At 36.5% G+C, this 18,799-nt stretch carries 17 protein-coding genes; 9 read left to right on the top strand and 8 right to left on the bottom strand.

The annotated features are described in order from the left end of the window. Positions 1-24 precede the first annotated feature (24 nt). Positions 25-1,311 carry an N-acetylmuramoyl-L-alanine amidase family protein gene (locus BLW74_RS12330; protein ID WP_185116359.1) on the bottom strand — a complete coding sequence of 429 codons (1,287 nt, stop codon included), beginning with the start codon at positions 1,309-1,311 and terminating at the stop codon, positions 25-27. Between the two features lie 53 nt (positions 1,312-1,364). On the opposite strand from BLW74_RS12330, the gene BLW74_RS12325 reads away from it, so the two are divergent. The 3 genes from BLW74_RS12325 (at position 1,365) to BLW74_RS12315 (ending at position 4,915) form a co-directional block, all read left to right on the top strand. Next, positions 1,365-3,950, top strand: a complete 2,586-nt coding sequence (locus tag BLW74_RS12325) for a putative LPS assembly protein LptD (protein WP_089692722.1) — start codon at positions 1,365-1,367, stop codon at positions 3,948-3,950. A 129-nt stretch (positions 3,951-4,079) separates the two neighbouring features. Continuing rightward, positions 4,080-4,460: a RidA family protein gene (locus BLW74_RS12320; protein ID WP_034694591.1), complete on the top strand. Its 381-nt coding sequence runs from the start codon at positions 4,080-4,082 to the stop codon at positions 4,458-4,460. Beyond that, entirely contained in the window at positions 4,460-4,915 is a 456-nt protein-coding gene (locus BLW74_RS12315; protein WP_089692721.1) for a hypothetical protein, read from the top strand. The genes BLW74_RS12320 and BLW74_RS12315 overlap by 1 nt, the downstream gene beginning before the upstream one ends. Before the next feature lie 67 nt (positions 4,916-4,982). Here the strand turns inward: BLW74_RS12315 and BLW74_RS12310 are convergent, their stop codons facing one another. Continuing rightward, positions 4,983-6,512, bottom strand: a complete 1,530-nt coding sequence (locus BLW74_RS12310) for a trypsin-like peptidase domain-containing protein (protein ID WP_089692720.1) — start codon at positions 6,510-6,512, stop codon at positions 4,983-4,985. Between the two features lie 339 nt (positions 6,513-6,851). Between BLW74_RS12310 and trhO the strand changes: the two genes are divergently transcribed. After that, on the top strand, positions 6,852-8,213 hold the full coding sequence (gene trhO / locus BLW74_RS12305) for an oxygen-dependent tRNA uridine(34) hydroxylase TrhO (protein ID WP_089692719.1): 1,362 nt from the start codon (positions 6,852-6,854) through the stop codon (positions 8,211-8,213). Between the two features lie 52 nt (positions 8,214-8,265). Further along, a complete protein-coding gene (locus tag BLW74_RS12300; RefSeq protein WP_089692718.1) occupies positions 8,266-8,841 on the top strand; it encodes a 5-formyltetrahydrofolate cyclo-ligase in 576 nt (191 codons plus the stop codon). On the opposite strand, the gene BLW74_RS12295 is transcribed toward BLW74_RS12300, so the two are convergent. Continuing rightward, on the bottom strand, positions 8,790-9,371 hold the full coding sequence (locus BLW74_RS12295) for a hypothetical protein (RefSeq protein WP_089692717.1): 582 nt from the start codon (positions 9,369-9,371) through the stop codon (positions 8,790-8,792). The two genes, BLW74_RS12300 and BLW74_RS12295, sit on opposite strands and share 52 nt — an antisense overlap. Next, positions 9,355-10,536 carry a hypothetical protein gene (locus tag BLW74_RS12290; protein ID WP_089692716.1) on the bottom strand — a complete coding sequence of 394 codons (1,182 nt, stop codon included), beginning with the start codon at positions 10,534-10,536 and terminating at the stop codon, positions 9,355-9,357. The genes BLW74_RS12295 and BLW74_RS12290 overlap by 17 nt, the downstream gene beginning before the upstream one ends. Before the next feature lie 183 nt (positions 10,537-10,719). Here BLW74_RS12290 and BLW74_RS12285 point away from each other — a divergent pair, with 183 nt between their 5' ends. Next, complete coding sequence (locus BLW74_RS12285) at positions 10,720-11,061, top strand: hypothetical protein (protein WP_089692715.1); 342 nt, start codon at positions 10,720-10,722, stop codon at positions 11,059-11,061. A gap of 144 nt (positions 11,062-11,205) precedes the next feature. Here the strand turns inward: BLW74_RS12285 and BLW74_RS12280 are convergent, their stop codons facing one another. From BLW74_RS12280 to rmuC, 4 genes are all read right to left on the bottom strand, one after another. Further along, the gene (locus tag BLW74_RS12280) at positions 11,206-11,973 is read right to left on the bottom strand and encodes a TrmH family RNA methyltransferase (RefSeq protein ID WP_089692714.1); all 768 of its coding nucleotides are present in this window, start codon (positions 11,971-11,973) and stop codon (positions 11,206-11,208) included. Positions 11,974-11,993: 20 nt separating this feature from the next. Continuing rightward, positions 11,994-12,785 carry a CPBP family intramembrane glutamic endopeptidase gene (locus tag BLW74_RS12275; RefSeq protein WP_089692713.1) on the bottom strand — a complete coding sequence of 264 codons (792 nt, stop codon included), beginning with the start codon at positions 12,783-12,785 and terminating at the stop codon, positions 11,994-11,996. 91 nt (positions 12,786-12,876) lie between these two features. After that, positions 12,877-13,716, bottom strand: coding sequence for a LytTR family DNA-binding domain-containing protein (locus BLW74_RS12270; protein ID WP_089692712.1), 840 nt, complete (start codon positions 13,714-13,716; stop codon positions 12,877-12,879). Positions 13,717-13,727: 11 nt separating this feature from the next. After that, complete coding sequence (gene rmuC, locus BLW74_RS12265) at positions 13,728-15,233, bottom strand: DNA recombination protein RmuC (RefSeq protein WP_089692711.1); 1,506 nt, start codon at positions 15,231-15,233, stop codon at positions 13,728-13,730. 103 nt (positions 15,234-15,336) lie between these two features. Between rmuC and BLW74_RS12260 the strand changes: the two genes are divergently transcribed. The 3 genes from BLW74_RS12260 (at position 15,337) to BLW74_RS12250 (ending at position 18,797) form a co-directional block, all read left to right on the top strand. Beyond that, the gene (locus BLW74_RS12260) at positions 15,337-16,011 is read left to right on the top strand and encodes a response regulator transcription factor (RefSeq protein WP_089693558.1); all 675 of its coding nucleotides are present in this window, start codon (positions 15,337-15,339) and stop codon (positions 16,009-16,011) included. 2 nt (positions 16,012-16,013) lie between these two features. Then, positions 16,014-17,378 carry a HAMP domain-containing sensor histidine kinase gene (locus BLW74_RS12255; RefSeq protein WP_089692710.1) on the top strand — a complete coding sequence of 455 codons (1,365 nt, stop codon included), beginning with the start codon at positions 16,014-16,016 and terminating at the stop codon, positions 17,376-17,378. A 144-nt stretch (positions 17,379-17,522) separates the two neighbouring features. Further along, positions 17,523-18,797, top strand: coding sequence for a TolC family protein (locus tag BLW74_RS12250; protein WP_089692709.1), 1,275 nt, complete (start codon positions 17,523-17,525; stop codon positions 18,795-18,797). Positions 18,798-18,799 lie beyond the last annotated feature (2 nt).

The following is an 18,799-nucleotide window of genomic DNA, read 5'->3' as shown; positions in this document are numbered from 1 at the left end:
TAACCTCAAAATTATTCTTTTAAATTATTTATAGACTTTCTGTATCACGGTGTTTTTGATGCCTTTAGCTTCAAGCTCTTTTTGAAGTTTCACAGCATCTTCCAGCGTGTAAACCTTTCCATAAGTGTAATAGAATACACCACTGTCTTTCTCTCTTTCCACATCTTTCAGGTTCTGAAGAATGTAAGAATTACCGTTCAGCTTATCACCGGAATATACTTCTATCGTATAATACCCCATGTTTATCCTTTGATTAGGCATGAAACCTACGGCAAAAGCATTTCTGAACCCTGCATCCTTGGCTGTTTTAAGATTGATATCTTTCACAGAAGCCATGTTCGTTACAGCGTAGTAATACTTGTACTGTCCGTTTTCTTTAAGCGTAAGAATATAATTAAGGCCTTTCAGGGCTGGATCATTTTCATTGTATTTCACTGGCGAACTCATCAGTAAGATTCTGAAATCATTTTTCAGAGGAACTTCTGCCGGCTTCTCAGGTTCAGGTTTCTTTACCGCAAAGGAACCTCCGGATTTTCTGTCGACTGCTTTTTTATAATCAATAATCGCGTTGTAGATACTTTCTGCAATCTCGGTCTGTCCTTTATCTGAAGCAATATAATGGCTTTCTTCCGGATGGTTGATAAAGCCTGTTTCTATCAGTACAGAAGGCATGGCATTCATACGGAGAACGTGAAGGTTTTTCTGGAAAACTCCTCTTGAGGATCTCTTATCCTTATTCACGAAGTTGTCTTCTACTAATCCTCCCAAAAGAAGACTTGATTCCAGATATTTACTCTGCTGAAGTTTCAGGGCAATTAATGATTCCGGAGAATCAGGGTTATAGGAACCGAAGGTCTGCTTATCTTTTTCGTCCAGGAAAATCACGTCATTTTCTCTTTTGGCCACCTCAAGATTTTCATTATTCTGGTTAGGTCCCTGCACATATGTTTCTGTACCGTAAGCTGTAGGTCTTTGGGAAGAATTACAGTGGATAGAGATAAAAAGGTCTGCTTTACTCCTGTTCGCCAGGTTGGTTCTGTCGGAAAGAGAAGGATATTCGTCAATTTTACGGGTATATATTACTTTGAAATCTCTGTTTTTCTCTAACATAGCCCCTACTTTTAACGTAATGGCAAGGGTAATATCTTTTTCTGCAATTCTTCCAATATCAGAATAAGTCCTGTTCGCTCCGTGGTCACTTCCCCCGTGTCCCGCATCCAGAACGATCGTAAACTTCTTTTGAGAGAAAATAAAGTTGCTGGTAAGGATAAGGAGAAATGATAAAATTATTTTAAAATTTTGTTTGTGCATCTTACAGTTATAAAAATTATATTAATTTTGAGCCTTAATTATATAGAATAACATTGGCCAAAACCGTCCTCAAAAATATATTACAAATTTTAATTATCCTAATTTTTAACAATTTTTTAGCACAGAAAACTCCTGAAAAATTGCCTAAAAATGCGGTTAATGATACTATTTCCAAAAAGGATACCATAGTTGTAAAGAAAGAAGCTTTAGACGATGTTCTCCGTACCAAAGCCGACGATCAGAGAAGAGATATCCCGAAAAAAATGACTTTCCTGAACAAGAATGCGCAGGTAAAGTATCAGGATATGCAGATTGACGCAGATTATATTTCAATTGATGATAATAAAAATCTGATCTACGCAAGAGGAAAACAAGATTCTTTAGGGAAGATCGTAGAACCCGTTATTACGACGCAGGCCGGGAAAAAATACGAAACCAATGAATTCAGCTATAATAAAAAGACCAAACAGGCCATTGCCTTCAATGCACGTACAGAAGAGAGTGAAGGGGTTATTATAGCGCAGAAGACCAAAAAATACAATGACTCCGTGTTTGCAATGAGAAAAGCAGATTATACTACGGATGACTACTTTATTAAGAAAAAAGATACGGCAGCAGATTATTTTATGAGAGCTTATAATATTAAGCTGATTAAAACCAAAAATAAATCGCAGATCGTTACAGGTCCTATTCAGATGTTTATTGAGCAGGTTCCTACCCCTCTTTATCTTCCGTTTGCTATCTTACCATTTTCTGCTAAAAGAGCAGCGGGTATTCTGATTCCCAGTTTTGGGGAAAGGGAAGATGTAGGGTTTTTCCTGAACGGTATTGGATACTATCAGCCGATTGGAGAGCACTTTGACCTTAAAGTTTTGGCAGATATCTATACGAAAGGAAGCTGGAATTTACGCCCTCAGGTGAACTATCAGAAAAAATACCGTTACTCCGGAAACTTTACGGCAGATATTGGGACCATGGTAAGAGGAATTAAAGGGCTGGATGATTATACAAAAAACAGTACGTATAGAATTAACTGGACACACTCCCAGGATTCGAAAGCAAATCCTTTCCTGACCTTCAGTGCTTCTGTGGATATTGTAAGTACAAAGTTTTACAACAATCCGCTGAATAACAACTATATTTTCAACCAGAATGTTTTGAATACCCAGCAGAACTCTACGGTAACCCTTACCAAAAGATTTCTGAAACTTCCAATGACCATTACAGGAACAGCATCTTATTCACAGAATTTTGCAACAGGTTTGGCAGACCTTCGTCTTCCGCAGATGAACGTAGCGATCAACCAGTTCTATCTGTTCAAATCAAGAACAGGAATCAGACAGGGACTTCTTGAAAATATCACCGTGAATACAGGTTTTAACCTTACCAATTTCGTCAATACTCAGGAAAATGAGCTGTTCAAAAAAGAAATGTGGGATAAAATGCAGACGGGACTTAAGAATAACATTGCACTGGCGACCAATACTACGCTGGCGAAATATTTTACCTTCAGCTTAAGTGCAAATATCGACAATGCTTTGACGACAAAAACATTGAACAGATATTACGATCCGGTAAAGAATGTCACTGTGGATGAGATCAATAAAAACTTTACAGGATATTCTACGTTTTCTACCTCTGCCAGCCTTCAGACCACTCTTTACGGAATGTTGAAGTTTAGAAAAGGATCTGCAGTGGAGGCGGTGAGACATATGATGACACCAAGCATCGGGTTTACTTACTCTCCGGACTTTTCAAGTCCTAATTTCGGATATTACAGAAATTATTACAATGCGACAGGAGCGCTGACGCCTTATTCTATTTTCGAAAAAGGAATTATCGGAAGCCCGTCAAGCGGAATGGTAGGAGCGCTTGGTTTCAATATCGGGAACAATATCGAGATGAAAGTAAAGTCTAAAAGTGATTCTACGGGAGTAAAGAAAATCAAAATTTTTGAATCTTTAAACCTTGCCGGAAGCTATAACTTTGCGGCTAAAGATCACCCTTGGTCTGTATTCACTATTAACGGGCAGTCTTCTTTCTTCAATAATAAACTTACCGTAAATACAAGTCTTTCATTAGAGCCGTATAAAATTGATTTCTCTTCAGGACAGGATACAGGAATAAGAACAGAACAGTTCGGGCACTTTAGCGTGCAGGGCTTCAATGTACAGTTATCCTATCCTTTAAGCAGCGAAATTTTTGGCGAAAAGACAGATTATGCTAAAAAATATTCTTCAAAAGGAGAAGTCCGAAATGAAAATTATTATTTTGATGATGATCATTATGCTCACTTTGATCAGGCATGGACTTTGAACATCAGTGCAAACTATGCTTACTCGAAAGGACTGAGCAGATTCGGCAACAAAATTGCATCTATTGGATTAGATGGAAGTATCAAGCTGACTCCTTACTGGAATATCAACGGAAGTACGCATTATGACATGGTGACTAAGGAGCTTGCTTATACAAGGATCGGTTTTTCCAGGGATCAGCGAAGTTTTACAATCAATTTTAACTGGGTTCCTTTCGGACAGTATAAAGTATATGACTTCTTTATCGGGATCAAAGCCAATATCTTAAGTGATGCATTGAAGTACAAAGACAGAAGCTTTACCCAGCCAAATGCGCCTTTCTAATATCAGATTGGCATTTGAGAATATAAATTTTATATTTGCAACCAAAATAAATTCTATTTAAAACACTTTTAGGAGAAAATCTTAAGTGGTGATTGCGTACAACCATAGAAAAAAAATAAATATCCGTATATGAAACAAATAATAAACACAGTTAATGCACCTGCAGCAATCGGACCTTATTCACAAGCTAATATGGCCAACGGAGTTTTGTATATCTCCGGGCAGATTCCTGTAGATCCTGCAACTGGCAAATTGGTGGAAGGTATTGAAAAAGAAACGCACCAGGTAATGAAAAACCTTGAAGCCATTCTTACTGAAGCAGGCATGACTTTCAAAAACGTTGTAAAAGCGACCATCTTCCTTAAAAGTATGGATGATTTTGCTGTAATGAATGACATCTATGCTTCTTATTTGGATTCAGAAAGCTACCCGGCACGTGAAACCGTACAGGTTTCCTGCCTGCCTAAAAATGTGGATATCGAAATTTCTATGATCGCACATCAGGATTAATGAATTTTATAAGAAATACAATTGCGGTTCTGGTAGGTCTTGGTATTGCAGGACTTATCATCACTCTTGGTATAAGAGCTTTTCCGCAATGGGTAACTTTTGAAGCTTTTGCGCCGTTTGAGCACTGGCAAAGGTTTCTTTTCAGCATGAAAGATGATAAGGCGTTTTTCGGCTTTCTATTGTTTATTTCCGGACTGGGAACTACAATTGGCGGAGTTGCTACGGCGATTATCGTAAAATATGCAAAAGTTGCTTATGCTATTCTGATCGGTTTTATCATGCTCTTTATAGCCATGCTGGATGTTATTATCTTTCCCTATCATCCTACCTTCTATAAGATTTCGATCTTCCTTACCTTTTTCCCGTTTTCCTGGATTGGCGGTAAGATTGTAGAAATCATTTATGAGCGGAACAAGAAGAAAAGGATTGCTGAAAAAATGAATAAACCTAAATAAAGATATAAAAAAACGCTGCAGATTTCTGCAGCGTTTTTTTGTGAGTACGAAAACTCATTTATCTTGATTAAGGCATTTTAAATCCTCTCTGGTAATTTCTTCCGTAGTCGTCCATATATTTTATTTGTGCGGTTCCGGAGAATTTATTCAGTAAGTTTTCCACATCTTTCTGTGAATTTACAGGCTTACCATTGATTTCTGTGATGATATACCCGTCTACGATTCCTGCTTTAGCCATTTCACTTCCTTCTACAACATTTTTAGCAACAACTCCGCTATTTAAGCCGTAATACGCTTTCGTTCTGTCATCAATGCTCTGGAATTCTGAACCGATTTTTTCGGTTACGCTAAGATCTGCTTTAGTTCTTGTAGAGGTTCCTCCTTTCTGGTCTCTAAGCGTTACATTAGTAGTGCCCTCTTTACCATTTCTTAAATAAGTTACCTGTACTTTATCTCCTGGACGTTTGCTTCCAATGGACATAGAGAGATCTGCAAAGTCAGTAATATCGTAGCTGTCTACTTTTGTGATAACATCTCCTTTCTTCAATCCTGCATCTTCTGCTCCGCTGTTTTCACCAAATCCTGTAATATAGATTCCTGAACCTACTTTTAAGTTAGTCTTATATTGCTGATTGTATGAAGTTACCAATTGATCATTTGAAAGGTCTAAAGACTGAACTCCCAGGAACCCTCTCTGTACAATTCCGAATTTCTTGATATCTTCAACAATTTTTCTCGCCAGGTTAGAAGGTACGGCAAATCCGTATCCCTGATAATATCCTGTAGTAGACTGAATCGCAGAGTTAATACCGATAAGCTCCCCATTCGTATTCACCAGAGCTCCTCCAGAGTTACCCGGGTTAATGGCAGCATCCGTTTGAATAAAACTTTCAATAGGGTTAGCCGCTTTTCCCTGACTGCTTAAAATTCCGATACCTCTTCCTTTTGCAGAGACAATACCAGCTGTTACCGTAGAATTTAACCCGAGAGGGTTTCCTACTGCAAGTACCCATTGTCCCACATCAATATTGTCAGAATTCGCAAAATTTAAAAAAGGAAGACCTTTTTCCTCAATCTTCAATAAAGAAATATCCGTATTAGGATCAGTTCCTACTAAAGTTGCGATGTATGATTTCTTATTGCTTAATACTACTTCCAGCTTATTGGCACCTGCTACCACATGGTTATTGGAAATAATATAACCATCCGGAGAGATAATTACACCAGATCCCATTCCTGACGGCATGTTGTCCGGAGCCTGCTGCTGCTTCTGTCTCTGCTGGCCTCTTCCCCCGAAAGGATCTCCGAAGAAAAAGTCGAACAGATCCTGTTCTGAAGCTCTGCTTGAAGTTCTGCTCTGGTAATTTTTAATGGTTACTACAGCCGGAACAGTTGTTTTAGCTGCTTTTACAAAATCATCACCTACAGCTCCGGTATTCATTCCTGCGAATGAAGTATTAGGGGCGGCTGTTGTGAAATAAGATTGATCTCCATTGTTGGAGCTGTGTCCGAAATATTGTAAAGCTCCAACGGTAGTAGCTCCGGAAATGACTCCAACTACTGCAAATGGTAATAGTTTTTTTAAAGTACTCTTCATTGTATATCTTTCTTGTTTATTAATTAATTTCTTTTTTATGTTTTTGAGTAAACAAATTTAATGTTAAATAAGTAAGCAATTAGTATGCTATGTTTCAATTTTAACTAAAATTTAACTGCTATTATATCATTTTATACCTTATGTCATAATTGTTAATGTCATGATTAACAAAAATTAAAAAAAAATTAAAGAAAATATGGCAGATTTATACTGTCAGGCAGATTGTAATTCTGTATTGATGGTGGTTTGCTCATGACTTGTGATTGTTGTCATAAAGATACTTAATTCTAAAATGATTATCTTTGCAAAAATTTTATTCTCACTTAAAACGTTTATAGCATGCAACTGTATAACACCTTAAGCGCAGAAGAAAGAGCTCAACTTATTGCTGAAGCCGGTAAAGACCGTCTTACTTTGTCTTTCTATGCGTATGCCAAAATCGAAGACCCTAAAAAATTTCGCGACGAATTATTTATAGCCTGGAATGCACTGGATGCACTTGGCCGTATTTATGTTGCCACTGAAGGAATCAATGCTCAGATGAGTGTTCCTGCAGATCAGTTTGAGGCTTTTCGTGATACGCTGGAAGTGTATGACTTCATGAAAGGAATCCGTTTGAATGTCGCGGTAGATCAGGACAATTACTCTTTTTTAAAATTAACCATAAAAGTAAGGAACAAAATTGTTGCTGACGGTCTGAATGATGAGACTTTTGATGTGACCAATAAAGGAATCCATTTAAAGGCTCAGGAATTCAATAATTTACTTGAAGATCCCAATACTATCGTTGTAGATTTCAGAAATCACTACGAAAGTGAAGTAGGGCATTTTGAAGGCGCAATTACGCCGGATGTGGAAAACTTCAGAGAAAGTCTGCCAATTATCAATGAACAATTACAGGACTTTAAAGAAGATAAAAATCTTTTGATGTACTGTACCGGAGGAATCCGTTGTGAAAAGGCCAGTGCCTATTTCAAGCATCAGGGTTTTAAAAATGTTTACCAGTTAGAAGGCGGGATCATTGAGTATACCCGTCAGATTAAAGAAGAAGGAATTAAAAGTAAGTTTATTGGTAAAAACTTCGTGTTTGATCACCGTTTAGGGGAAAGAATTACAGATGATATCATTGCCCAGTGCCATCAGTGTGGAAAACCTTGTGATAATCACACCAACTGCGCAAATGATGCCTGTCATTTATTATTCATCCAGTGTGATGAATGTAAAGCTGCCATGGAAAACTGTTGTTCTACAGAATGTCTGGATACGATTCATTTACCATGGGACGAGCAGGTGAAGCTGAGAAAAGGACTGCAGGTTGGAAATAAAGTATTCAGAAAAGGAAAATCTGATGCGCTGAAATTTAAAAAATCAGGTGATTTGCCAGATAAACCTTTAGCAAAGGCTGAAACTAAGAATATCCGCCAGAAAATTGCTGTTAAAAAAGAATTGATAGGAAAGGCAGAGCATTACTATTCAAAATCGAAGATTGCACAGTTTTTAATTGAAAACAAAGAGCTGTCAGTTGGAGATAAAATTTTAATCTCCGGGCCTACAACAGGAGAGCAGGAAGTTACCATTACTGAAATTTATGCAAACGGAGGTCCTTGTGAAACTGCAAAACCGGGAGATCAGATTACTTTCGAACTTCCATTCAGAGTTCGTTTGTCAGATAAACTGTATAGAATTGTGCAAAACGCATAATCCAACAAGTGCTGAAGCAGCAAAAGCTTGTTGAAGAGCAAATCTAATTATTATGCTAAAAGCTGAACTTAGAAAAAAATATACCCAAAAAAGAAAAGCCTTGCCCCGTGATGAGGCTTTCTTGTTATCTGAAAAGATTTTTGAAAATTTTGTTCAGTATTTCAGACCTGAAGAATCGGAAAAAGTACATGTTTTCATTCCTATTTTGGCAAGAAGGGAAATTGATACTCAAATCTTCATTGATTATTTTTTAGCCCGGAATATCCGTGTGTACGTTCCTAAAATTGTCGGAAATAAGCTTTTAAATATTGAAATCTTTGAAGACACTCTGTTTGAAACCAACAATTGGGGAATTTCAGAACCGGTTTCCAGTGAGGATTCAGGTGAAAGTGCATTTGATTATGTGATTACACCACTGCTGTACTGTGACCGTAAAGGAAATCGGGTAGGGTATGGCAAGGGTTTTTATGATGGACTGTTCCAAAGTATCTCTGTAGAGGCAAAAAAAATCGGAGTCAATTATTTTGGCCCCGATGAGTATGTGGATGATGTCTGGGAAAATGACATTCCCCTGGACTATTTGGTTACCCCCGTAGAAGTACTGTCTTTCTTAAGCGGCTTGGAATAAAAATCTAAAAAGTAAAATTTAAACTCTTTTTTAAGCTTGGAAGTAGAAAGCAGGATGTACTGTGCATTCTTTTCAAAGCTTCCCAAAGACTTGTTCTTATTGTCAAAATATTCTACATTAAACTTAGCATAGTCTAAAGTATCTTTTTTATAAAACTCTTTATAAACATTCAGATTGCTCACTTTGGCAGTCTTGGCTTTCATACTGTCCAGCTCTTTCAGTAAGGTTTTGAAGGTCAGAGAATCAGGTTTGTGAAAATAGCTTTCCATTTGAGAATAAATAAGCGTGTCTATTTCAGTATTTCTGTTTCCACTGAGGTATAGTGTAGAGAGATCAAGAAGTTCCTGTACCTTTTGTTTGGTGATGGAATTGATGGTCTGCATACTGTCCATCTGTACGGCAGGATAACTTTTTTCGTTGTTGCTGTTTCGGAGTTTATCGAGGTCGCTTACTTCTGAAGTTTTATTATTACAGGCCATAAATAACGTCAGAAGCACGGTGAAAATTAAAAAATTATTTATTCTTTTCATCTGTGGTAGCAATTTTAAATTTGATGGATACAATCTTACCCTTGGTATCCTTTTTCATTTCTATTACATTCAGGTTTTTCAGAGAGGTCGTCGGAGTGGTTACCAAAGTGATATATTTTTGCTTATTAAGGCTTTCTATACCATAGGTGTCATTATCATATACCTGATAGATGACAGCATTGTTGCTGATCAGATTTTCCAGCTGATTCCTTTTTTGCTTAATAAGGGCGACCTGTTCATCAGGATTTCCTCCTTTGATATCTTTTATGGAGAAATAATAGGCAGCCATCTTATAATCATCAGGCTTAAGCTCAATCTTTTCCTCTTCAGGAGCATTTTCCAGGTTTCTATTGACTTCCAGCGGCTCATAAAATGGAGCGCTGATGCGCATTTTTAAATTTTTATCCTTGGTAGAATAATAAAAACATTCACCGGGCTTTATTTTATACATCAAGGGTGACTCATTTTCTTTCACCACCATTATTTCTAAAGTATTAATCACGGAAACCCCTCTGTCTTTATCAATAAAACAATATTTGTAAGTTTTTGAAAAAAGTACATCTTTAAAACCTAAAAGTCCGGTTATGGTAATCAAAACTGAAGTGACCAGTGCCCAGGCATTCTTTTTGAAGAAATTTTTCTTTGCCGGAGCTGGTGAAATTTCAATTTGATTTAAGTCTGGTTTGTTTTGTGTAATGTTTTGATTTTCAGTGTTTGTTTTTTGTAAATCAGCATTTTGGGCGATGCCTGTTTCGGGTTTTTTAGGCTGAATTTCGTTTTTAACGGTTTCTGGAGCTTCAGAAACTGTTTTTTCAAGTTCATCACCATCTTCCTCATCTGGATTTTCATTTTCCTGCAGCAATTCGCCAGCAAAAAGATGCTGTTTCTTAAATTCATACCATGAGTCATAACCTGCATAAATACTCAATAAATTGAGCATATCTATTCTTGGAAGTTTAGTAACCGGTGATGTTTTGAAATAGGTATAAAATGACTTTTCACTGATGTTGCCTTTCGCCTTTTTTCGAAGGTCTTCCTGAAAATATATGATATCTATACCCTTCCACTTGGAAATATCATCCTGTGAAGGGGTATGTTCTTTTAAGTATTGACCCTGAACATCCTTTTTCAGCTGTTCAAAGTGTAATAGATCTAAATCTGTCAATTTTTCAAAAAATAATTAAATTGTTGATTATCAGCTATGTTTTTTTGTAAAACTATTTTACAAAGGTATTACAATTATTTTTCATAGACAAATTTTCTAACTGCTCTACCTTTGTCTTGTTCAAATAACAGAACAGAAGAAAATTTTATAAAACAATATTAACAAAATTAAATTTAATTTATTATGAAAAAGTCATTATTCGTAGCTGCTATCGCTGCAATCTCTCTAGTTGCTTGTAAAAAAACTGAAGCTACTGCTACTGAAGGAACTGCTGACTCTGCTGCTGCTAGCGTTGCTGATTCTGCTGCTGTAGTTACTGATTCTGCTGCTAAAGTTGTTGATTCTGCTGCTACTACTGCTGTAGAAGCTACTAAAGATGCTGCTGCTGCTACTACTGCTGCTGGTGCTGAAGTTGCTAAAGATGCTGCTAAAGGAGCTGGAGAAGCTGCTAAAGGAGCTGCTGATGCTGCTAAAGGTGCTGCTGACGCTGCTAAAGATGCTGCAAAAGACGCTGCTAAGAAATAATTCTAGCATACGCTTAACAATAAAAGAACCGTTTCACTCAGTGAGACGGTTTTTTTATGCTTAGTCATTGCGAGCCGAAGGCGAAGCAATCTCATTCAGAACAAAGTTCAATAGAGAATCTTACCAATCATACTTCAACATTATTTACCCTTTCTTCTGTTTTAAAGATTCATAGCAGGTAATGGCTACTGCATTACTCAGGTTTAAAGAATCTATACTGCCTGCCATCGGAATAAGAGTGTTTTTTCCTTTTCCAATCCAGAAATCGCTTAATCCTGAATGTTCCGTACCGAATAATACGGCTGAACGCTCTCTGAAATCTCTTTTATAAAGATCTTCAGCAGTTTCATCCATAAGCGTAGTATAGATATTGAAGCTGTTTTTCTGTAGAAATTCCAGTGTTTCTTCATTTTCTGCCTGATATACTTCCATTCCGAAAAGGCATCCTACACTGGATCTGATTACATTGGGATTATAAAAATCGGTTTTTCCGTCAGCTACAATCAGTGCATCTACTCCAAAAGCTTCACAGCTCCTTAAGATCGCCCCAAGATTTCCTGGTTTTTCTACTCCTTCCACAATAATTACCGTAGAATCTTCCCTAGGAACAAATGATGAAAGTGGGGTTTCTTTGGCCTGATAAATTCCGATAATTCCCTCTGAACTTCCTCTATACGCTATTTTTTCATACACTTTTTCACTTACATAATGTATTTTTTCACCGGGAAGATTTCCTTTAAAGATATTTTCACAGATAAAGAACTCCAGCGGTTCAAAGTCATACTGCATGGCCCTTTCATTTTCCTGCTGGCCCTCTACAACAAAAACTTTTGATTTTTTACGGAATCTGTTGTCAGTAAGGAGCTTAGTGACATTTTTTATTTTATCGTTTTGAAAACTTTCTATCAACATGCTGCAAAATTATGCAAAATTTATGATTGAACTTCTCTGGTTTTGATAAAAAGGCTTTTCCACGTTACTTCAAACGGGATTTTATTTTTTCTTTTAAAATGAATGATAAGTGCTATTACAACTACAATTGAGATCAGTTTATATAGATTTCCATAGAGGTTTCCTGAAACATTTTCTGATACATTAAAGATTTCCCAGTACAGATTCATAAAGAAATGAAGGAATACGGCAGTCCATAAGTTGTGTTCCGATTCAAAATATACCCAGGAAAAAAATACTGATCCAAGAAATGTAATGGCAAATATCTCTGTAAGTTCTGTTATATTCTGACTTTGATATAAATGGACCTGTGCAAATAGTAAAGAGCCTAATAATGCAGAGGATAAAAAACCAAACCTGGTGAACCTGTACAGTATACCGATAAGAAAAGCTCTGAAAATAATTTCTTCAAAAAATGCCGAAGACAGCGTATTAATAAACAGAGTTTCAATATTTATTTTACGGATTACTTTAAAATGGATCATGTATCCTATAAGCATGGGCAGAGTTCCGATAAGTGTCAAAATGAATCCCCGGATAATGGACTTGTGTAATGAAAGCAACTCTGAAATGTTTCTTTTAGGCAGCAAAATTTTTAATGTAACCATCAATGGAATTAAAGTTACTGAATAAGCAATTACATGAGCTATTGCTTTGCTGTGAAACAGGTTTTTTGAGAACGTCTGAATGTTTTTAAAAAAGAAAAAGTCGAAGAAATAATAGATTGTAAAACCTAGAATAAAGATAGAAAAGAAGCGGATGTTTTTACTCATGTCTGTTAAATTTTGAGCAAAAATGTAGCTTTAAATCTATGCTTTCAATTTAATGTGATGAATGACAAAGAAGAGTGACGAATGACAAAAATTAGGAATTCTGCTGTTGCAATTGTGGAATAATTGAAGGAATAAAACTTCTTGAAACCGGAATTTCAAAGTCAATTTCCGGAAGAATTAATTTATATCCCTGAGCATTTCCTTTGAGGTCTTTTACCTTTCTAAGATTTACAATATAAGAACGGTGGCATTTTTTAACAGAATCAGTTTCGATTTGTTGCAAAGCATTGGATAAACTTATTCTGATCAATACTTTTTTTACGCTGTTCTCCTCTAAAAAGTAAAATGTACAATAATTTTCCATCGACTGAACGCAGAGAAAATCTTTTTCATCGATGGTAAGTTCTATATTCTGAGCTGATATTTTTAACAGATTTTGTCGTTGTTCAGGAACTGAAGCGGTGAGTTGTTGAGAAATATCGTGGGCTTTCTTTTCATGAATATTCTTTAAATAAATGTACCGGGATAAAATATAGATGGTTGAAATGGGAATTCCAACTGCCAGAGAATACAGGAACATATAGAAATAATTTCCGAGATCAAGTTTTACGTGACTTAAGAATAGCGAATTGTAAAAGTAAGATAAAACCGAACCGAGGAATAAGATGGAGATTATTTTTAAAAGCTCTGTCCCAATATTCCAGTTGCTAAAACGGGAAGCTATACTATTGGAAATGAAAAATGCAGTCCCGAAAATAATACAATAGGGAAAAAGTAGTAAAAATTTGTAAGGGTGCTGGAAGTTTTCGGTACCAAAAGGCTGAAAAATTATCAGAAACAAATAGACTGCAATTCCTGCTCCCAGAGAAGAAATGAGGATCTCTTTGAATGATTCTGATTTTGGATAGGGATATGATGCAAAAGAAAACATAAAACCGGGATTTAGCTTTCTGATGGTTCAATGAAGCTGCTGTTGTCAATAAGACTTTGAGGCAGGTCTTTTTTATTTTTGATTCCTAATGACTTCAGTTTCTGAGTCTGGATCACAAGGTTATCATTTCCGGTGTGAAGCTGTTTGTAAGCATCATTAAATACATTTTTTGCCTGATCCAGGTTTCTTCCCACTTTTTCTAAATTGTCTACAAAACCTACAAATTTGTCATAGAGCCTGGCTCCGCGTTCAGCAATTTCTATAGAATTTCTGTTTTGATATTCGCGTTTCCAAAGATCTGCAATAAGCTTAAGAGAAGTAATGAGATTGCTTGGATTAAGTAAAAGGATTCTCCTTTCATAGGCATAGTTCCAAAGATTTTGGTCTGCCTGCATTGCGGCAATATAAGCGGGTTCACTTGGAATAAACATCATTACGAAGTCCAGTGATTTTCCATAGTCATCATAAGCTTTTTGACTTAATTGATTAATATGATTCTTAATAGATCCAAGGTGCTGGCTCAGTTTTATCGCATAAACATCAACATCGGTTTCGTCTACCAATTCTGTGAAAGCGGTCAGTGATACTTTAGAATCAATAATGACATTTCTCTCATCGGGATATTTTACAACGGCATCAGGCCGCATTTTCTTTCCGGAGAATTCTGAAAATAATGCTTTGTTATCTTCATCGCGCAATTCATGTTCCAGGAAATATTCTCTTCCTTTTACGAGTCCGGATTTTTCAAGAATACTTTCCAGAATCATTTCGCCCCAGTTGCCTTGGGTTTTACTTTCTCCTTTCAGGGCTCGGGTCAGTTTTTTGGCATCTTCAGAAATCTGCTGGTTCAGCTCTGCAAGTTCTTTTACTTTTTCTGCAAGAGAGAATCGTTCTTTATTTTCCTTTTCATAAGCTTCATTGACTTTATTTTTTAGATCAGCGATCTTTTCCTGAAAAGGTTCAAGGATATTTTTTAAATTATTTTGATTTAAAGCAGTAAACTTTTCTGTTTTTTCCTCCAGAATCTTATTGGCGAGGTTTTCAAACTGCAGTTTAGAATCTTCCTGAAGCTTGACAATTTCTTCTTTTTGCGTATCAAGAGATTGCTGAAGACTTTCATTTTTAGCAGAAAGCTCAGCGTTTTTAGCAAAGAGGGTCTGTTTTTCCAGAATATGGGTTTCTATCTGAGATGATTGGCTCTGATTGATTTGTTTTAACTCCTGAAACTGGAGCTGCAAAGAAGAATATTCTGCAGAGATTTTTGAAAACTCATTTTTCAGGTCATCCAGAAGATCCTGCTGCAGCATATTGGATTCTTTCTCTTTCAGGATAATCTGATTAAGTTCCTGAATCTTCAAGTGGGAATTTTCAAGATCAGATTGATTTTTAATAGATAAGCTGTTCAGTGTATCATAAGAACTTCTTGAAACCATTGATGATTTCAAAGCAAAATACAGGATCACCGCGCCAAGGATCATACCCGCAAACAACCCAATAAGTAAATATATCATCTCCATGTTTCAAAATTATGAAAAAAGGCTGGAAGTTACCTCTCTCTTCCAGCCTCAAGCTTCCTTTCTGAACAAGATTACTTATATTTATAGGAAATTTCAGAGAATGATGAATATTTTGTTGGTAGAAGATGATCAGAGAATCAGTAATTTCCTGATAAAAGGGCTTTCCGAAGCGGGTTATAATATGACTCTTGCGGATTCCGGGGAAAAGGCGCGTGAATTTCTTCATACCTATGATTTTGATATTATTTTAATGGATATTATGCTTCCCGGCCTGGATGGAATGCAGCTCACCCAGATCATCAGATTTAAAGGAAACTATACCCCGATTCTGGTTTTGAGTGCTTTGAACAGCCCGGACGATAAGATTAAAATGCTGGATATGGGCGCGGACGATTATCTGTCTAAACCTTTTCACTTTGAAGAACTGATTTCAAGAATTAAAGCCTTGACAAGAAGAAATAAACTGAGCTATCAGAAAGAAGACCAGTATTTATCTTGTGGAAATATTACAATTGATACAGATCTTCATAAAGTCACACAGAATGATAAGGAAATTGAGTTTTCTCCAACAGAGTACAAACTCTTTACTTTCCTGATGGAGAACAAAAATAAAGTACTGAGCAGAACTCAGATTTTGCATAAGGTTTGGGGAATTGATTTTGATAATTCAACAAATGTAGTGGATGTGTATATTTCCTATGTTCGCAATAAAATTGATGAGACAGAACACAAAATTATTCATACGGTAAAAGGAACCGGATATTTGATCAAAGACTGAAAATGACGCTCAGAAACAGATTTACCCTTATTTCAAGCCTTTCATTCGGCATTGTTTCTATCATCACATCGGCGGTGATATTTTTTGCCTACTATGACAGTACCAAGATTTTTTATTTTGAAAAGCTGAGAAATACGGCTCTTATTTCTGCTATTTATTATCTTGAAAAAGATGAGCTTCCCAAAGACCGCCACGCTCAGATCAAAAAAGAGTACAACCATCTGATTCAGAATAACAGGGTAGCGGTGTACAATCAGAATAACGAAGTAACTTTCGGGCATAACCTGAACGATAAAAACATAAAGCTTTCCCATTTGCAGGCTGTCCGGAATAATAAAGGAATCCAGTTCATGTCTGATAATCAATTCTACTATGGAATTTTTTATCCGGATAATCAGGGAGATTTTGTAGTATTTGTGAAATCTTCAAATGATTCCTTTCAGTCACAGATTCTGAGACTGGCCATTATTATGCTTTCCGTACTGTTAATTGGGCTGTTTGCAATTTATTTTCTCAGCAGATACCTTTCTAAAGTGGTTTATAAACCTATTTCAAATGTAGTGGAGCGCATCAATAAAGTAGAATATAATACTATTTCTACGGCCATCATTACCTCCACCAATACCCATGATGAGATCGAAGATCTGATAAAATCGTATAATAAACTGCTGGGAAGAATCTCTGAAAATGTGCTGTTACAGCAGAATTTTATCAATTATGTTTCTCACGAATTTAAAACCCCTTTAGCCGCGATCTCAGGAAATCTGGAGGTCTTTGCCCAAAAAGACCGTACACCGCAGGAATATAAAAAAGTAGCCAAAGAGTCATTGGAAAATGTGTACGAGATTGAAAATATTCTCAATAACCTTCTGCTGATGTCCGGAATGACAAAGCTTGAGTCTTCTCACAAACCTATGAGAGTAGATGAACTCGTCTGGAAGATTTATGAAAAATTAGAGCCTAAAGCAAAAGAGAACAATTCTTCTATTAAAATAGAACTTAAGGTAACAAAGCCATCTTTGCTTGAATTTCCCGGAAATGAAACATTGCTGTATCTCGCATTATATAATATTGTGGAAAATGCAGTTAAGTATTCTTACGGCAAACCTGTGGTGATTACATTATCAGAAAGGAATAACCAGCTTTACATAGAAGTCAGAGATGAAGGAAGAGGAATTCCGGCTGATGATCTGGTGAAAATAACTGAGACTTTTTACCGGGGGAAAAATGTAGATCAGGTAAAAGGAAGCGGAATTGGCTTATCCCTTTCGAAAAGTATTTTTGACCATCATCATATTGTGATGAAAATTGATTCTGCTGTTGATGCTGGCACTAATGTTCTTCTTGAATTTCCCGTTCATTCATAATGATATTATACGTAAAAATATCCGTGTCTTTCTTTTTTTAAAAAACTCTAATCAAACTCTAATGTTGAACTAACCGGATTTTAATTTTATTTGAAATTCCGTCTAATATAAGACAAATAGCTTTGTGGTCTTAAATAAGAGACCTTGAAAAAGCTATTTTTTACCCTATTTTATATTCACTGTTTCAGTTTCTTTTCAGCACAGATTTCAGACACCCTGAAAATTGGCAGAAAGGAAGCTGAAACTATTTTTCTCACTAAAAACCTGGACCTCATTGCACAGAAGCTTGAGATTTCACAAGCCGAAGCAAGAGCCGTTCAGGCTAAGTACTGGCCGAATCCCAAATTAAGCATTAGCGAAGTCAATCTGTGGAGAACCTATGACATAGAAGAGCAGCCGGCACTGATTGGAAACTGGGGAAAGAACACCCAGATTTCTGCTGAGATTGAGCAGGTGATTCAGACTGCGGGTAAAAGACGAAAAAATATTGAACTGCAGAAAATAGAAGTGGAAGGAGAAAAGTATGAGCTGCAGGAAGTTCTGCGTGAGCTTAAAAAGACACTCAGGAATACCATTACCGAAATCCTGTACAATCAGGAACAGCAAAAAATCTATCAGGGACAGATTGCTTCCATTGAGAAGTTAACAAAATCATACAATAACCAGCTGAGCCTTGGAAACATCAGTAAAGCTGAATATGTCCGTCTGAAAGCACAGGAAATTGAATTCAAAAAGAAGCTGATTTCTTTAAAACAGGAAATTGAAGATCAGCAGGTAGAGCTTAAAGCCCTATTAATGCTGCCTTCCCAAGCTTATCTGGTGATAACAGACTCATTGGTAATGCCTGAAAAACAGCTTTCTGAGCTGGAAGTGACACAATGGATAGAAAAGGCAAAAGAAAACAGACCGGATATCATGATTTCAAAAAATAAAGAGATTCATGCCGCCAAAAACCTGGAAATCCAAAATGCACTGAAAACACCGGATGTTGCCGTTTCCATAGGATATGACCGCGGCGGAAACATCATGAAAGATTTTATAGGCTTAGGAGTTTCTATGGATCTGCCCATTTTCGACCGTAATAAAGGAAATATTCAGGAAGCGAAACTTGAAGTTGAGAAAAGTAAGCTTGAAACCCGTAAAAATATGCTGAAATCTGAGAATGAAATTGTCTCTGTTTTCAGAAACTATATCAGAACACAGCAGGTTTCAGAAGAGATTGATGGAGATTATGAATCTACACTGGACGGTCTGCTGGTAAGCCATGAGAAAAATTTCAGACTGAGAAATATCAGCATGCTGGAATACATGGACTTTCTGGACACCTACATCGGAAATAAAATGATCATCCTGGATACAAAAAAAGAATTGAATCAATACTACGAAAACCTGCAGTATGTTGTAGGACAAGATTTATAAGA

It is taken from the genome of Chryseobacterium culicis (assembly GCF_900108365.1).
Taxonomy (GTDB): domain Bacteria; phylum Bacteroidota; class Bacteroidia; order Flavobacteriales; family Weeksellaceae; genus Chryseobacterium; species Chryseobacterium culicis.
Note: the sequence above shows the minus strand (reverse complement) of the source record. Positions and strands in the feature narration are given on the sequence as shown.

Coding starts and splice junctions, on each gene's coding strand:
- BLW74_RS12330 (WP_185116359.1), bottom strand. CDS start 1,311: ATGCACAAACAAAATTTTAAAATAATTTTATCATTTCTCCTTATCCTT.
- BLW74_RS12320 (WP_034694591.1), top strand. CDS start 4,080: ATGAAACAAATAATAAACACAGTTAATGCACCTGCAGCAATCGGACCT.
- BLW74_RS12315 (WP_089692721.1), top strand. CDS start 4,460: ATGAATTTTATAAGAAATACAATTGCGGTTCTGGTAGGTCTTGGTATT.
- BLW74_RS12310 (WP_089692720.1), bottom strand. CDS start 6,512: ATGAAGAGTACTTTAAAAAAACTATTACCATTTGCAGTAGTTGGAGTC.
- trhO (WP_089692719.1), top strand. CDS start 6,852: ATGCAACTGTATAACACCTTAAGCGCAGAAGAAAGAGCTCAACTTATT.
- BLW74_RS12300 (WP_089692718.1), top strand. CDS start 8,266: ATGCTAAAAGCTGAACTTAGAAAAAAATATACCCAAAAAAGAAAAGCC.
- BLW74_RS12295 (WP_089692717.1), bottom strand. CDS start 9,371: ATGAAAAGAATAAATAATTTTTTAATTTTCACCGTGCTTCTGACGTTA.
- BLW74_RS12285 (WP_089692715.1), top strand. CDS start 10,720: ATGAAAAAGTCATTATTCGTAGCTGCTATCGCTGCAATCTCTCTAGTT.
- BLW74_RS12280 (WP_089692714.1), bottom strand. CDS start 11,973: ATGTTGATAGAAAGTTTTCAAAACGATAAAATAAAAAATGTCACTAAG.
- BLW74_RS12275 (WP_089692713.1), bottom strand. CDS start 12,785: ATGAGTAAAAACATCCGCTTCTTTTCTATCTTTATTCTAGGTTTTACA.
- BLW74_RS12270 (WP_089692712.1), bottom strand. CDS start 13,716: ATGTTTTCTTTTGCATCATATCCCTATCCAAAATCAGAATCATTCAAA.
- rmuC (WP_089692711.1), bottom strand. CDS start 15,233: ATGGAGATGATATATTTACTTATTGGGTTGTTTGCGGGTATGATCCTT.
- BLW74_RS12260 (WP_089693558.1), top strand. CDS start 15,337: ATGAATATTTTGTTGGTAGAAGATGATCAGAGAATCAGTAATTTCCTG.
- BLW74_RS12255 (WP_089692710.1), top strand. CDS start 16,014: ATGACGCTCAGAAACAGATTTACCCTTATTTCAAGCCTTTCATTCGGC.